This is a genomic window from Pseudomonas sp. NPDC079367 (genome assembly GCF_044542195.1).
Classification (GTDB): Bacteria; Pseudomonadota; Gammaproteobacteria; order Pseudomonadales; family Pseudomonadaceae; genus Aquipseudomonas.
The window spans coordinates 98,363-112,630 of record NZ_JBITTW010000014.1 but is presented as its reverse complement, the minus strand read 5'-3'; the positions used below and the strand labels follow the sequence as shown (position 1 = coordinate 112,630).

The window sequence follows — 14,268 nt, the reverse complement described above, 5'->3', positions numbered from 1 at the left end:
GCGTTGAGCCGAACAGCACCGAGGTGTCGACGTCGCCCCGGAACTTCCCGAACCGACTGGGCGACGGCGCGAACGTCTACCTGGCCTCGGCTGAGCTGGCGTCCGTAGCTACGATCCTGGGTCGCCTGCCGACCGTCGAGGAGTACATGGAATACGCTGGCAAGATCGACAGCATGGCGGCCGATGTCTACCGCTACCTGTCCTTCGACCAGATCGCCGAGTTCCGTGAGGCTGCTGCGAACGCCAAGATCCCGGTCGTTCAAGCCTAACGCTGCAACGCAATAAAAAACGCCGCCCATCGTGAGATGAGCGGCGTTTTTTTATGCCTGTGCTGATCGTTCCCACGCTCTGCGTGGGAACGCCTCCTGTGACGCTCCGCGTCACGCCTGGGAACGCAGAGCGTCCCGGGCTTCATTCCCACGCGGAGCGTGGGAACGATCACTCACACGGCCAGTTTGTAAACCAGCGCTGAAATCGCCACCAGACCAACAGCCGTGACAAACACATTCGACGCCTGCCCGCGATAGCGCGCCATCGCTGGTACCTTGCGAATTGCGTACATCGGCATCAGGAACAGTATCGCTGCGATCACCGGCCCCCCGATGGTTTCGATCATGCCCAGAATGCTCGGATTAAGCGTCGCGACAATCCAGCAGATCACCAGCATCAACGCTGCCACGATGCGATCAAGCGCTTTGGCCCCCGGGCGTTTGCCGCTTTTGACGATCAACCCTTTGAGACCTTCGCTGGCACCGATGTAGTGACCGAGGAACGACTTGGAGATCGCCACAAAAGCAATCAGCGGCGCCGCAAAAGCGATGGTCGGATTACTGAAATGGTTGGCCAGGTAAGACAGGATCGACAGGTTCTGCGCCTTGGCCTCAGCCAGTTGTGCCGGCGACAGTGTCAGCACGCAACTGAACACGAAGAACATCACCATCAGCACCATCAGTGCATGCGCGCGCGCGAGAATCTGCGAGCTGCGTTCTTCAGCGTGTTCGCCATAACGGCGTTTCTGATCAACCGCGAACGCCGAAATGATCGGCGAGTGATTGAACGAGAACACCATCACCGTAATTGCCAGCCAAAGCGTGTGCAGCAGCGCGGACGGCGCCGGCACTTGCGAGGCGGTGGTGAGGATGCCGCCGTTCCAGTGCGGAATCAGGTACACGGCGAGAAACAGCAGCGCAACGATGAACGGATAGACCATCAGGCTCATGGCCTTGACGATCGCCTGTTCACCGCAGCGCACCACGGCCAGCAGGCCGAGAATCAACACGAACGACAGCAGCACGCGCGGCGGCGGCGTGATGTGCAGTTGGTGTTCGAGGAAACTGGCGACCGTGTTGGTCAGGCCGACGCTGTAGATCAACAGGATCGGGAAGATAGCGAAGAAGTAGAGCAACGTGATCAACGCGCCGGCCTTGATGCCGAAATGCTGCTCGACCACCTCGGTGATATCGGCGCCTTCGCGGCCGGACAGCACAAAACGGGTCAGGCCACGGTGTGCGTAGAACGTCATCGGGAACGCCAGCAGCGCGAGGATCACCAGCGGCCAGAAGCCCCCCAGCCCTGCGTTGATCGGCAAAAACAGGGTGCCGGCGCCAATTGCCGTCCCAAACAGTCCCAGCATCCAGGTGGTGTCCTGGCGATTCCAGCTCGAAAGTTCAGCAGGTGCTGCTGCGTCGAAGCGCTTTTCGAGGCTATTGGCCTGATCATTCATCCGGTCGGATCTCCGCATTCCGGTCACTTGCCACTCGGTCAGGACGCGTCGGAAAAAACCGACAGACATGCTCCGGCCGAAACAGGGGCGCGATTCTCCGTGATAAATCAACACAAGCAAAGACTTAGCTGAGGAATGGTTGTGCGGAGCAGATTGATGGGTAGTCGTTTTCAGCAATGTTTTTGCCGTTTTCAGCCACGTTAAATGTCGTTTTCCGACTCCGCTTACAAATTCCACGTAGTCCGCTTCATACACGGAATCCGACATATTCCGGACCAACCACCTACCAGAATCCCGCCGTTGATCTAGCGTGATAGAAGCCACAACCCAAGGAGGCTGTCATGCCACTGGTTCGTATTGATATCCAGCGAAACCCCGACCCCATTTTCGCCAGACGCATCGGCGAACAGATCTACGCCGCCCTGCGCACCTGTATTGATGTGCCGGAGCACGACAATTTTCAGATTCTCAACGAGCACGACAGCCAGCACTTCGTGTATGACCCTCACTACCTCGGCATCCCGCGCACCGACGGCGTGGTGTTCATCCAGATCACCATCAGCGAAGGCCGCAGCGTGGAGAAGAAACAATTGCTGTTCAAAACCATTGCTGAAAGTCTGCATGCGCAATTGGGCATCCGACTGGAGGATGTGTTCATCAATTTGCTGGAGGTAAAGAAAGAGAACTGGTCGTTCGGCAATGGCGTCGCGCAATACGTCACATAAAATCTTGAACCAACTTGAAACATTACCAGCAATAACTTTCAGACTAATCCTACAAATTAGAACGCGATTAATTTAGCGACAAATTAATACAAAAAACACAGATCACTTAGTTTGTTACAAGCAGCTACCTCACTCTTGAGCTACTTTCAAATCTCTGCCTATATTGCCTGCGCTTGAACCTGAATGACCACACTCTGTATTCACGCGAACTGATAACGAGGATGACTCATGATTAAACACAACAAAATCCGATTACTATTTGCAGCGCTGTTGATACCCATTGCGAGCGCCCAGGCCGACATCCGCGATCTAGGCTCCTCTCCCCGCTGGCTGACCACCAAGGTGTACATCGAAGGCGCTCCGCAGACTGACGTGAAAGAGAAATACCCTGGCGTCGTTGGAATATCGACTTGGGACCCCGAAACAAACCGCTACGAATTCTTCTATACCGACACTGGCGAATCCAAATACAACAACGGTGGTGGCGGTTATTTCTTCGTGACCGGCGATCAGAAAAAGCATGTTCTGGTACCGGACATCGGCCCAACCAAATCTATTGTCCGACGCCTGGAGACCCTGAATAAAAACGAATTTACCTATTCTCGCGAAGTGCCTCGCGACATGATTGAAAGCAATCCACCTGTACGCATTCATGTAGTTCACGCGCCCTATACCGGAAGCGTAAAAACAAACTCAGCCCTGCCGAAGTAACTACTGGAATTCAATATGAGAAAGACATTCAAGTCACTGCTGTTATCCACGGTACTGATGGCCGCTAGCCTAGTCGCTGTCAGCAGTGCGCAAGCCACCACGGCCCCGGTCAAAGAAGCCGCCACTCATAACACCATGATGCTCACGGTGTTTCTCAAACATGATCAGTCGCGCCCGCTCGGCGAACTCAAGGCACAACTTGCCCAGCAAGGCTTTTATAAAACCTTCCCGCCAGCCGGCGTCGAAGTGGTGAGTTGGAACATCATGATGGGCATCGGGCAGGTCGTTACCGTGCGCTTCCCGGCCTCTCGACTCGCAGAAGTGAACCTGGCGCTGGAAAATACCGCGTGGGGGACCTACCGCACCGAGTTCTACCCCACCTATGATTTCAAACCGATCGCCCTGGCCGAACAGAGCAAAGCGCAAGCTGCCCAATGAGATCGCCCGCACACCGGATCACCGGTGTGCGGGTTCTTGCTTCTTGCTTGAAGCCGTCCAGAATCAGAGCATCACCGCACGAATGCAACGATTGCCAAGCCGCTGCGGATTCAGCACTCTGAGCCGACGTTCGCGACCTACCCGCCGCCAATCACAGGAGCCGCGCAATGCCCGCAACCGTTCTGGTACTGGTTGAAACGATCAATGACTATCTGCCGATTCTCGAACATCAGGGGTTCCATCTGATCCTTGCACCCACGCCCGCCGAGCGGGCGCAGGCCATCTTCACCCATGGCAGTCGCATCGACGCTGTGCTCACTCGTGGTCCGCTGGGCCTGACTGCCGACGAGATCAGCGCCCTGTCCGCCTTGAAAATCATTACGGTAATCGGCGCAGGCTATGAACAGGTCGATCTACAAGCCGCCAGCGACCGTGGCATCACTGTCACCAACGGCGCCGGGGTCAACGCCTCGTCGGTGGCCGATCATGCGATGGCGCTGCTGCTCGCGCTGGTTCGCGATATCCCGCGCTGCGATGCAGCTGTACGCCGCGGTGAATGGCCGAAAATCATGCGCCCATCGTTGGCGGGCAAACGTCTCGGAATACTCGGGCTGGGCGCAGTGGGCATGGCGGTCGCCAAGCGCGCTGAACTGGGCTTCGACATGCAGATCAGCTACCACAACCGCCAAGTGCGCAGCGACGTCCCTTATTCTTTCTGCTCGACACCGACCGATCTGGCTCGAGCTTCGGATTTTCTGGTGGTCGCCACGCCCGGTGGCATTACAACGCAGCATCTGGTGACGCGAGCAGTGCTCGATGCGCTCGGGCCAAATGGATTCATCGTCAATGTCGCAAGAGCCAGTGTGATCGCTACGACAGACCTGATTACCGCACTTGAACAACGGCGTATCGCCGGCGCCGCCCTGGATGTGCTCGATCACGAGCCGGAAGTGCCCGATGCCCTGAAAAGTCTCAGCAATGTTGTCCTGACGCCACATGTCGCGGGACTCTCCCCTGAGGCTACACAAGGCACGGTGGAACTGGTTGGCAAGAACCTGATGGCGTTTTTCTCCGGGCAACCGGTGCTGACGCCCGTCGCTTTGCCGCCAAGACTGAGAAACCAGCGCGTGCACTAACCGGCGCGGCCTTCCCAGGTCTGCGCCGATCCTCGCCCATTCCCAGAGTTGATTATCCGGCAACACGCTGACCTATAAGACCGACCCGCACTTGTGAGCACCCGAGCGCGCCATTAGATTAGCCAATGATGTCTGGCCTCCAAAATAAGCAGAAGGGATAAGCATGGCGCTTACTGACCAGTCCACCCGGATCCGCTCTGGCGAAGAACTTGATGCCAGCCTGATCGATCCGTATCTCAAGGCGCACATCCCGGGCCTGACCGGCAGCCCACAGATCAGCCAGTTTCCCGGCGGTGCCTCGAACCTGACTTACCTGCTCGAATACCCGGAACAGGAGTTTGTCCTGCGCCGACCGCCGTTTGGCCACAAGGCCAAATCCGCCCATGACATGGGCCGTGAATTCCGCATCCTCAATCAACTGCGCGACGGCTTCCCGTATTGCCCGAAGGCGTACGTGCACTGCACGGACGAATCGGTGATGGGCGCCGAGTTCTACGTGATGGAACGGGTCAAGGGCATCATCCTGCGCGCCGAACTGCCGCCGGAACTGGGCCTGGACTCAGCGAAGACCGAAGCACTGTGCAAAAGCTTCATCGACCGTTTCGTCGAACTTCACCGCGTTGATTACAATGCCTGCGGCCTCGGCGATCTGGGCAAGCCCGAAGGCTACGTCGCGCGGCAGATCAAAGGCTGGAGCGAGCGCTACGAAAAAGCCCTGACCCCGGATGCGCCGCACTGGGAAGCCGTGAAAGCCTGGCTTGCCGACAAGATGCCGGCCGACCACCCGACATCGAGCATCGTCCACAACGATTACCGCTTCGACAACGTCATCCTCGACCCGGACAACCCGATGCAGATCATCGGCGTGCTCGACTGGGAACTGACCACCCTCGGCGACCCGCTGATGGACCTGGGCAATACCCTCGCCTATTGGATCGAAGCCGGCGACCCGGCGCCGGTGCAATTGATGCGCCGCCAGCCAAGCCATGCACCGGGCATGCTGACGCGCCGCGAATTCGTCGACTACTACGCCGAGCGCTCGGGCATCAGCATCGACAATTTCGATTTCTACTACACCTACGGCCTGTTTCGCCTGGCCGGCATTGTCCAGCAGATTTACTACCGTTTTTACCATGGCCAGACCCAGGACAAACGCTTCGCGCAGTTCATTCACATGAACAAACTGCTGGAGCAGATGAGCCTGCAGGTGATTCAGAAATCCAGCCTCTGATCCGGGCAATAACAAGACTTTTTACAAGGGAATCCCATGTCCAAGACTCAGTTGTTCGACCTCGACGGCAAAATCGCTTTCGTCTCTGGCGCCAGCCGTGGCATCGGCGAAGCCATCGCCAAACTGCTGGCCCAGCAAGGCGCCCACGTGATTGTTTCGAGCCGCAAGCTCGAAGGCTGCCAACACGTCGCCGACGCCATCACCGCCGCCGGCGGCAAGGCGACTGCCGTGGCCTGCCACATCGGTGAAATGGAGCAGATCAGCCAGGTCTTCGCCGGGATCAAGGAACAGTTCGGCCGCCTCGACATCCTGGTCAACAACGCCGCGACCAACCCGCAATTCTGCAACGTGCTCGACACCGATCTCGGTGCGTTCCAGAAGACCGTCGATGTGAACATTCGCGGCTACTTCTTCATGTCGGTAGAGGCCGGCAAGCTGATGCGCGAAAACGGTGGTGGCAGCATCATCAACGTCGCGTCGATCAATGGCATCTCGCCGGGGATTTTCCAGGGCATTTATTCGGTGACCAAAGCGGCGGTCATCAACATGACCAAAGTCTTCGCCAAGGAATGCGCGCAATTCGGCATCCGCTGCAACGCCCTGCTCCCCGGCCTGACCGACACCAAATTCGCCTCGGCCCTGGTCAAAAACGATGCGATCCTGAAACAGGCACTGACCCAGATTCCGCTCAAGCGCGTGGCCGATCCGAGCGAAATGGCTGGCGCGGTGCTGTATCTGGCCAGCGATGCGTCGAGTTACACCACGGGTGTGGCACTGAATGTGGATGGCGGGTTCCTGTCCTGATTTCCACGGCAGATTGCTAACCCGTGTGGGAGCGAGCCTGCTTGCGAAAGCGCCGCGTCAGTCAGCTGGTTTCGACTGATACCACGCCTTGGCGAGCAGGCTCGCTCCTACAGGGTCACAGCAGGATTCCAGGCCTCGTGCAATCGAGCAATCGCGATTCTTATTGTGTAATGCAACGGGTAGTGGTGATCTGGCGTGTCACCTGCCCATCCACATACATGTCCCCAACCACCTCAGTATTCTCCAGCACTTCACACCGGCGTTCCGGCGGTGGCGGCGGCGCGGCAGGCGCAGGAGGCGGCGCACTGGCACAACCGGCCAACAGCACAGCAAGAAAAGCCAACGGCAAGACGCGTTTCCCAGGATTATTCATAGGACGATCCGCGGTAATGAGAGACAAACTCCCGCAACCCAACCGGCCGCGGAAGACCTGACCACTCATTCTTTATAGCTGAGCGCCTTGTTAGCGCCAGTGGATGGAGGTGATTGGGGGATTGGCTGTCGGTTTTGCGGGGATTTTTCAGCAGAAGGCTGGATTGAGATCATCGTTGCCGGCAAGGGCCTCATCGCGAGCAAGCCCGCTCCCACAGAAAAGCAAAAGCAAAGCTCATCCGCTCTTCACCACTCAAAACAATGAGCGTGAGCTCGAGTACCGCTTTTGATCTTGATCTCAGAGCCCGTCGGCAGGCTGAGTGGAGAGATTGATCCCGGAGCGAAAGAACCCCGAGCCTCAGCGAGCGAGCCGACGTCAGAGCATGGCCGGCCCAAAGGCCGCCAAGACCAAAGCGCGCTAAGCCAGATCCGGATCTCGCGAGGAGCGCAAAGAATTGCTCTCAAGCTCATACCGCAACTCACCCACCAGCGCTTCAAGCGCCTGCGGCGTTCGCAGCGAAGCCAGATCCAGGCCACTGATCACCAGATCCACCTGCCCGGAATCCGGGTGATACAACTTGACCGTCAGCGAATGGTCACCATCGACCGAACACTCACAAGCGAGCGGCGCAAAACTGTGCTCGAGCCGAGCGCGCAACTGCGCAAGATTCATCATTGACGTTGTTCCTATGGCTGCTTCAAGGGGGCGCGATCGCAAGCCCGAAATGGCTTACACCGCACCCCACCAGCCTAAGAACACAGCGCCTGCGCCAATACATGAATTTGCACCTATGCAATTAGTGCATTTGCACCCTTAGCGCTGCCCCTTGGTGCTCCACTCTCCGGAAAACAAGCCCCGCTCACGAGCCCAGACAATCGCCTCGCTGCGGCTGTGCACGTCGAGCTTCGAATACACCGTGGCCACGTGATTGCGCACGGTATTGGGCGCCAGTTTCAACCGCGCCGCGATCTCCTTGTCCGCCAGCCCTTCACAGATCAAACCCAGCACATCGCGCTCGCGCGCCGTCAGATCAGTGAACGAAGCGCTGGGCAGCTGCGGCGAATTGATTTTCTTCACGTTGGCCAGTTTTTCGATCAGCGTGCGGCTGAACCACGAAGCATCCTTCATCACCTCTTCAATTGCCGCTACCAATTCAAGCTCTGTGCGCTTGCGCTCGGTCATGTCCATCAACACCAGCAGATAGCAGGACGTGTCATGGATGTTAACCGTGTCAGCGGACACCGCGCATTCCAGCAACTCCTCGTCCTTCTTGCGCACCGGCACGTCGACGCGATCCACCCGACCGTTCTTCGCCAGGGCCGACAACAGCCGCGTGCGGGCGCCGTCATCGTGAATGAAGCTCAACTGCGTGACAGTCTTGCCGAGCACCTCGTCGCTGTCGTAAGCGAGGGTATCGAGGAACGCCTGGTTGACGTCGATGACCTCCTGCTTGTCAGCCGTACAGATCAGAATCGGCACCGGCGTCAGGCGAAACGCCTTGGCAAACCGCTCCTCACTCTGACGCAAGGCCAGTTCGACACGGCGCCGTGGCTCCATATCGACGAAAGAGAACAACATGCAATTCTCGTCATTGAGCAGCAACGGTTGCCCGGCGACGATCACCTGTTTGCTGCCCCCGTCCGGAAGGCTCAATTGCGCCTGCATCTGCGGGATGGTCGCGACATCGCGCAAGCGCTGAATCGCCAGATCGCGCTGATCAGCCTGTTCGAAGATGTCGATTTCATAGGCTGAGGTGCCAATCACCTGATCGCGCGTATAGCCGGTCATTTCCAGAAAGCCCGGATTGACCTTGATGTAACGCAGATCGCTGAGCCGGCAGATCACCGCTGGCGCAGGGTTGGCGTTGAAGGTTTTTTCGAAACGCAGTTCGGCGTTGGCCCAGTCGGTGACGTCACTCATGATCAGCACCAGCGACTCGGGCTGCCCCACGCGGTCGGTCAGTACCATGCTGCGCACACTATGTACCCAGACATGCTCCGGATCGGCCACGGACGAGACTTCGATCAACACATCATTGAACACCTCGCAGCGCGCCACGCGGCTGATCGGGTAGTTCTCGGGCGGCAAGACATGATTGTTGCGATAGCGCAGCGTGAAGCGCTTTGCGTACTCGTCGGCGTTGGTGCCCAGATCACCGATGGTGCTGACGCCATGCATGGTCAACGCCGCTTCGTTGGCCCAAAGGATGCTTTGGTCGAGCTCCAGCAGAATCACCCCGTCCGACAGCCCGGCGATGATCTGCTGCAACTGGCGACGGTTGGTTTCGGTAGTCAGGACTTCCTGGCTCATTGGATCTCCACACTGTGATGCGGCTAGGTGATGAGTACGACCGCAGCGGCTCGGGATCGTGCGGCGCCCCTGAAATCGCCGAAAACCCTATATCGGGTGTAGAGCTCAGTGGGGTTGGGTATCGCCTGCGGCAGTGTCAATGCTGACGACCACCGACATCCCCGGACGCAGACGTTCCTCCTCGTGCTGATCCGGGTCGATGGTGATGCGTACCGGCACGCGCTGAGCGATCTTGACGAAATTGCCAGTGGCATTGTCGGCCTGAAGCAAGGCGAATTCCGAACCGGTGCCCGGCGAAATATGCTGCACATGCCCGGTGAATCTGCGGTGGTTCAAGGCGTCGACGGTGAAGCGCACCGGCTGCCCGACACGCACGTTGGCCATCTGCGTTTCCTTCATGTTGGCGATCACCCATTTCTGATCCGGCACCAATGCCATCAACTGCGCGCCGGAGTTGACGTAGGCGCCGAGGCGCACGCCGATCTGCCCGAGCTGGCCGTCGCGCGGGGCGACGATGCGCGTGTTCGACAGGTCGATCCGCGCCAGTTGCACCGCCGCTTCCGCGCTGGCCACGGCGGCCTCCAGCGAGCCGCGATTGACGATCACCGTTTGCAGATCCTGGCGGGCAATTTCCAGATTGGCCTTGGCCTGCGCCACCGCCGCCGTGCTCTGCGCATTGGCAGCGAGGGTCACGTCGAACTCGCGTTTGGACACCGAACCGTCGCGCACCAGTTCCTGATTACGCCGCAGATCGGCCTCGCTCTTGCGCAACTGCGCCTGGCTGTCGGCCAATACCGCCTGGCGCAATTTGATCGTTGCCTCGGCGCTGTTGCGCTGCTGCACGACGTTGGCCAACCCGGCCTTTTGCACCGCCAGTTGCGCCAGGGACTGGTCGAGGCGTTGCTGATAAATGCGGTCGTCCAGACGCACCAGCAGATCCCCGGCCTTGACGTACTGGAAGTCCTGCACCGGCACCTCGAATACATAACCGCTGAGCTGTGGGCCAATAATCGTCACCTGCCCGCGAATCAAGGCGTTTTCAGTGGTTTCCACAGCGCTGCTGAACGGCGGCAATTGCCAGGCATACAACACGATCAGCACGCCAACGATAGCGATCGCGGCAAAGCCCAGCGAAGAAATGATCCGCACCCGTAGCGAACGTGGTGCGGTGTTGGCTGATGCAGGCGGCGCCTCCCCTTCAGGTGTGGCGGCGATGGCGTTGGTGGTTGTGGTGGTCGGTTCGGTCATGAAGAAGTGGCACCGCTGGGTGGTACGGAAGGTGTCGGCTCAATGGCTTTGGTGGTGCTCACCAGCCACAACGCACGAATCGAAAGCCAGATCATGGTCAGGACGGCAATGACCGCAATCAGCATGAAGACATCGTTATAGGCCAGCACGTTCGCTTCGCGTGTCGCCGCATTGGCGAGGCTGCGAATGCCGGCCAGATTGCGCAGGCTCGGGTCGGCGAGCAACGAACCGAAGGCCGAGCCGCCGCTCTGCACCCGCGCGGCCACCAACGGGTCGGACATCACCAGATGATCGACGATGTGGCTGGAATGGTACTTCTCCCGCACGATCTGAAAAGTGCCGAGCAACGCCGCGCCGAGCAGTCCGCCGAGGTTGTTGCAGATCCCGAACAGTACGGAAAAACTCACCAGGTTGCGCGGATTGGTCAGCACGTTGCGCGTGCCGAAGACCATGGTCGGGCCGAGAAAAAACGTACTGCCGAACGCCAGCAGGAACTGGCTGAAATACATGTTGGCGGGACGGGTCAGGTTGTTGGAAAAGCTGTCCATCACCGAACCGGTGGCCATCAGCGCCAGCGAGATGATCAACGGCATCAACAAGTGTTTCGGGTCGATGGTCAGCGCGCTGGTGGCAAGCCCGGCAATGCTGCCGATCAGCATCACCACGTACAGACTGTGCAACTGCTCATAGCCCATGTTGAGGTTCTGCATGAAGCCAACCGCGCCGGTCGATTGCTCCGAGGTGACCATGCGAATCAGGGTCACCGCCAGCGCCAGGCGGATCATCGTTCCGCTGCCGAGCCAGCGGGTCATCAGCATCGGGTTACTGCGGTTGTGCTCGATGGCCAGCCCCATGATGATCAGCGCGATCGAGCACGCCAGCGCCACGCCGATCCAGTCCGCCTCCAGCCACCAGTCGATCCGCCCCAGCGACAGCACTGCGCACAACAATGCCACCCCGGTGGCGAGGATGGCGAAGGTCAGGAAGTCGAGTTTTTCAAAGGTTTTGAAGCGGTCACCGGGCGGAAGCTTCAGCAGCAAGACACAGCCCAGTGACAGCAGGGCCATGCCCAGTTCGAACAGGTACAAGCCGCGCCATTCGGCGATCTGCAACAGGTCTTCAGAGAACAACCGCGCCAGCGGTAACGCCAATTGCGAAGTGCCGAGGCCGAGCACCAACGCTTTGAGCCGCCACTTTGCCGGGAACGCCTGGACCATGTAATACAAACCCAGCGAACTCAACGCGGCACCGACCATGCCGTGGGCAGCACGCACCGCCACCGCAGAATTCAGATCGTTGACGAACAAATGGCCGAAGGTCACCAGCGCGTAGAGCACCAGGAATACCTCGGTGAACGCCCGCAACCCGAACTGCTGGCGAAACTTCACCAGCAGCAGGTTCATCGACACGTTGGTCATCACGTACGCCGCCGGCAGCCAGGCCATTTCCGCTGTGGTCGCGCCGAGCGAGCCTTGCAGATAAGGCAGGTTGGCTACCACCAGTGAATTCCCCAGCCCACCGGTTACCGCCACCAGCACACCAACCGCCGCGTAGGCCAGGCGCTTGGGCGTGGAGTGCAGCGGCGTCGAAGGAGAACCGGGCAGGCTGGGCTTTTCGTGGGGCTGCCAGTTGCGCGGGGCGTATTTATCCATGGTTCGGCCTGGTGCTGGGGGTGGAGGAAGTTTGCCGCAATTTCACGAGCAACACACACTCCATGGCATTGAAAATACCCCTGCGGGAGCGGGCTTGCTCGCGAAGGAGTCAGGTCATACGACTCGTCTATGGCTGACATACCGCTTTCGCAAGCATGCCCGCTCCCACAGGGTTTCGTACGCGGCTCGCATATCAGCGAGTGCCGGGTCTTGCCGTAAAAGGTCACGTCTGTAAGAGAACGCGCCGATTTGCAGGGTCGTCGTATAACTTCCAGTTGACATTCCCTGTAAATCTGGGAAATATCCGCATCGATGTTGTACGACGACGTATGACAAATAATAAAAACAACAACGATCCAGGGAGCATCACAGTGAGCCCACTCGCCCGCAATTCCGTCCGCCCTTCACGTTTTGCCAGTTTCAAGCCGCGTTCGACCCTCAGCCTGCTCGGCTGCAGCAGCCTCGCCCTGGCCTTGCCGATGAGCGCCGGTGCTGAAGGCTTTCTGGAAGACAGCAAAGCCACGCTGAACCTGCGCAACGCCTACTTCAATCGTAACTTCGTCAACCCGGCCAACCCGCAAGGCAAGGCTGAAGAGTGGACACAGAGCTTCATCCTCGACGCCAAATCCGGCTTCACTCAAGGCACGGTCGGCTTCGGCCTGGACATCCTTGGCATGTACTCGCAGAAGCTCGATGGCGGTAAAGGCACCGGTGGCACGCAGTTGTTGCCGATCCACGATGACGGCCGCCCGGCCGACAACTTCGGTCGACTCGGCGTGGCGCTGAAAGCCAAGGTGTCGAAGACCGAACTGAAAGTCGGCGAATGGATGCCGGTGTTGCCGATCCTGCGCTCCGACGATGGCCGCTCCCTGCCGCAGACCTTCCGCGGCGGCCAGATCACGTCCACCGAAATCAACGGCCTGACCGTTTACGGCGGCCAGTTCCGTGGCAACAGCCCGCGCAACGACGCGAGCATGGAAGACATGTCGATGAACGGCCGCGGTGCATTCACCTCCGATCGCTTCAACTTCGGCGGTGGCGAATACAGCTTCAACGAAAAACGCACCATGGTCGGTGTGTGGTACGCCGAGCTGACTGATATCTATCAGCAGCAGTATTTCAACCTCAGCCACAGCCAGCCGATGGGCGACTGGACTCTTGGCGCCAACCTCGGGTTCTTCACTGGCAAGGAAGACGGCAGCGCCCAGGCCGGCGACCTCGATAACAAGACCGCATTTGCCCTGCTCTCGGCCAAATACGGTGGCAACACTTTCTACGTCGGCCTGCAGAAACTCACCGGCGATGATGCCTGGATGCGTGTTAACGGCACCAGCGGTGGCACCCTGGCCAACGACAGCTACAACGCCAGTTATGACAACGCCAAGGAGCGCTCCTGGCAGTTGCGTCACGACTACAACTTTGCCGCACTCGGGGTGCCTGGCCTGACCCTGATGAACCGCTACATCAGCGGTGATAACGTGCACACCGCCACCACCGATGACGGCAAGGAATGGGGCCGCGAATCGGAACTGGCCTACACAGTGCAGAGTGGGCCGCTGAAAAGCCTCAACGTGAAATGGCGTAATGCGACGATTCGCCGGGACTTCAGCACCAACGAATTTGACGAGAACCGGATCTTCATCAGCTATCCGATTTCGCTGTTGTAACGGGTCCGAAAATCGCGCATCTCCCTGTGGGAGCGGGCTTGCTCGCGAAAAGCGGCGTGTCAGTCATGAATGTGTTCACTGATACGCCGCATTCGCGAGCAAGCCCGCGCCCACAGGAGAATCGCATTGCAGCGCAGTCGACGACGGAAATTGAATCGCCCCTTCCGTCATCTACACCAAAAGTCGCGTTGACAAGATCCGGAAACCCTACCGATACTTCAGCGCAGTCATACGACAACCTACAACAAAC

General features: G+C 58.8%; 12 protein-coding genes and 1 pseudogene. 8 read left to right on the top strand and 5 right to left on the bottom strand.

The genetic code is table 11. The annotated features are described in order from the left end of the window. A pseudogene (locus ACIGDJ_RS14240) lies at positions 1-269 on the top strand (aconitate hydratase B); the annotation flags it as partial. A gap of 173 nt (positions 270-442) precedes the next feature. Here the strand turns inward: ACIGDJ_RS14240 and ACIGDJ_RS14235 are convergent. Next, complete coding sequence (locus tag ACIGDJ_RS14235) at positions 443-1,723, bottom strand: HAAAP family serine/threonine permease (RefSeq protein WP_101155231.1); 1,281 nt, start codon at positions 1,721-1,723, stop codon at positions 443-445. A 341-nt stretch (positions 1,724-2,064) separates the two neighbouring features. Between ACIGDJ_RS14235 and ACIGDJ_RS14230 the strand changes: the two genes are divergently transcribed. The 6 genes from ACIGDJ_RS14230 to ACIGDJ_RS14205 all read left to right on the top strand — a co-directional run bounded on the left by ACIGDJ_RS14230 (position 2,065) and on the right by ACIGDJ_RS14205 (position 6,768). Next, positions 2,065-2,448, top strand: coding sequence for a tautomerase family protein (locus tag ACIGDJ_RS14230; protein WP_101155233.1), 384 nt, complete (start codon positions 2,065-2,067; stop codon positions 2,446-2,448). A gap of 228 nt (positions 2,449-2,676) precedes the next feature. Beyond that, positions 2,677-3,159 carry a DUF4822 domain-containing protein gene (locus tag ACIGDJ_RS14225; protein ID WP_397478878.1) on the top strand — a complete coding sequence of 161 codons (483 nt, stop codon included), beginning with the start codon at positions 2,677-2,679 and terminating at the stop codon, positions 3,157-3,159. Positions 3,160-3,174: 15 nt separating this feature from the next. After that, positions 3,175-3,597 carry a hypothetical protein gene (locus ACIGDJ_RS14220; protein ID WP_397478879.1) on the top strand — a complete coding sequence of 141 codons (423 nt, stop codon included), beginning with the start codon at positions 3,175-3,177 and terminating at the stop codon, positions 3,595-3,597. Positions 3,598-3,764: 167 nt separating this feature from the next. Further along, positions 3,765-4,733: a 2-hydroxyacid dehydrogenase gene (locus tag ACIGDJ_RS14215; RefSeq protein ID WP_397478880.1), complete on the top strand. Its 969-nt coding sequence runs from the start codon at positions 3,765-3,767 to the stop codon at positions 4,731-4,733. 163 nt (positions 4,734-4,896) lie between these two features. Next, positions 4,897-5,964 (top strand): phosphotransferase family protein, encoded by a 1,068-nt coding sequence (locus tag ACIGDJ_RS14210; protein ID WP_101155241.1) that lies wholly within the window; start codon positions 4,897-4,899, stop codon positions 5,962-5,964. A 36-nt stretch (positions 5,965-6,000) separates the two neighbouring features. After that, on the top strand, positions 6,001-6,768 hold the full coding sequence (locus ACIGDJ_RS14205) for an SDR family oxidoreductase (protein ID WP_024013283.1): 768 nt from the start codon (positions 6,001-6,003) through the stop codon (positions 6,766-6,768). Between the two features lie 790 nt (positions 6,769-7,558). Here the strand turns inward: ACIGDJ_RS14205 and ACIGDJ_RS14200 are convergent. The 4 genes from ACIGDJ_RS14200 to ACIGDJ_RS14185 form a co-directional block, all read right to left on the bottom strand. Next, a complete protein-coding gene (locus tag ACIGDJ_RS14200) occupies positions 7,559-7,816 on the bottom strand; it encodes a DUF1652 domain-containing protein (RefSeq protein ID WP_101155245.1) in 258 nt (85 codons plus the stop codon). Positions 7,817-7,954: 138 nt separating this feature from the next. Continuing rightward, a complete protein-coding gene (locus ACIGDJ_RS14195; protein WP_101155247.1) occupies positions 7,955-9,451 on the bottom strand; it encodes a helix-turn-helix transcriptional regulator in 1,497 nt (498 codons plus the stop codon). A gap of 105 nt (positions 9,452-9,556) precedes the next feature. Beyond that, positions 9,557-10,699: an HlyD family secretion protein gene (locus tag ACIGDJ_RS14190; RefSeq protein WP_397478881.1), complete on the bottom strand. Its 1,143-nt coding sequence runs from the start codon at positions 10,697-10,699 to the stop codon at positions 9,557-9,559. Next, positions 10,696-12,351, bottom strand: a complete 1,656-nt coding sequence (locus ACIGDJ_RS14185) for an MFS transporter (RefSeq protein WP_101155250.1) — start codon at positions 12,349-12,351, stop codon at positions 10,696-10,698. The genes ACIGDJ_RS14190 and ACIGDJ_RS14185 overlap by 4 nt, the downstream gene beginning before the upstream one ends. Before the next feature lie 371 nt (positions 12,352-12,722). Between ACIGDJ_RS14185 and ACIGDJ_RS14180 the strand changes: the two genes are divergently transcribed. Continuing rightward, on the top strand, positions 12,723-14,018 hold the full coding sequence (locus ACIGDJ_RS14180; RefSeq protein ID WP_101155252.1) for an OprD family porin: 1,296 nt from the start codon (positions 12,723-12,725) through the stop codon (positions 14,016-14,018). Positions 14,019-14,268: the final 250 nt, after the last annotated feature.

What these genes read in the sequence shown, in the direction of transcription:
- ACIGDJ_RS14220 (WP_397478879.1), top strand. Translation starts at nt 3,175, where the DNA reads ATGAGAAAGACATTCAAGTCACTGCTGTTATCCACGGTACTGATGGCC.
- ACIGDJ_RS14230 (WP_101155233.1), top strand. Translation starts at nt 2,065, where the DNA reads ATGCCACTGGTTCGTATTGATATCCAGCGAAACCCCGACCCCATTTTC.
- ACIGDJ_RS14235 (WP_101155231.1), bottom strand. Translation starts at nt 1,723, where the DNA reads ATGAATGATCAGGCCAATAGCCTCGAAAAGCGCTTCGACGCAGCAGCA.
- ACIGDJ_RS14225 (WP_397478878.1), top strand. Translation starts at nt 2,677, where the DNA reads ATGATTAAACACAACAAAATCCGATTACTATTTGCAGCGCTGTTGATA.
- ACIGDJ_RS14190 (WP_397478881.1), bottom strand. Translation starts at nt 10,699, where the DNA reads ATGACCGAACCGACCACCACAACCACCAACGCCATCGCCGCCACACCT.
- ACIGDJ_RS14215 (WP_397478880.1), top strand. Translation starts at nt 3,765, where the DNA reads ATGCCCGCAACCGTTCTGGTACTGGTTGAAACGATCAATGACTATCTG.
- ACIGDJ_RS14185 (WP_101155250.1), bottom strand. Translation starts at nt 12,351, where the DNA reads ATGGATAAATACGCCCCGCGCAACTGGCAGCCCCACGAAAAGCCCAGC.
- ACIGDJ_RS14200 (WP_101155245.1), bottom strand. Translation starts at nt 7,816, where the DNA reads ATGATGAATCTTGCGCAGTTGCGCGCTCGGCTCGAGCACAGTTTTGCG.
- ACIGDJ_RS14205 (WP_024013283.1), top strand. Translation starts at nt 6,001, where the DNA reads ATGTCCAAGACTCAGTTGTTCGACCTCGACGGCAAAATCGCTTTCGTC.
- ACIGDJ_RS14210 (WP_101155241.1), top strand. Translation starts at nt 4,897, where the DNA reads ATGGCGCTTACTGACCAGTCCACCCGGATCCGCTCTGGCGAAGAACTT.
- ACIGDJ_RS14195 (WP_101155247.1), bottom strand. Translation starts at nt 9,451, where the DNA reads ATGAGCCAGGAAGTCCTGACTACCGAAACCAACCGTCGCCAGTTGCAG.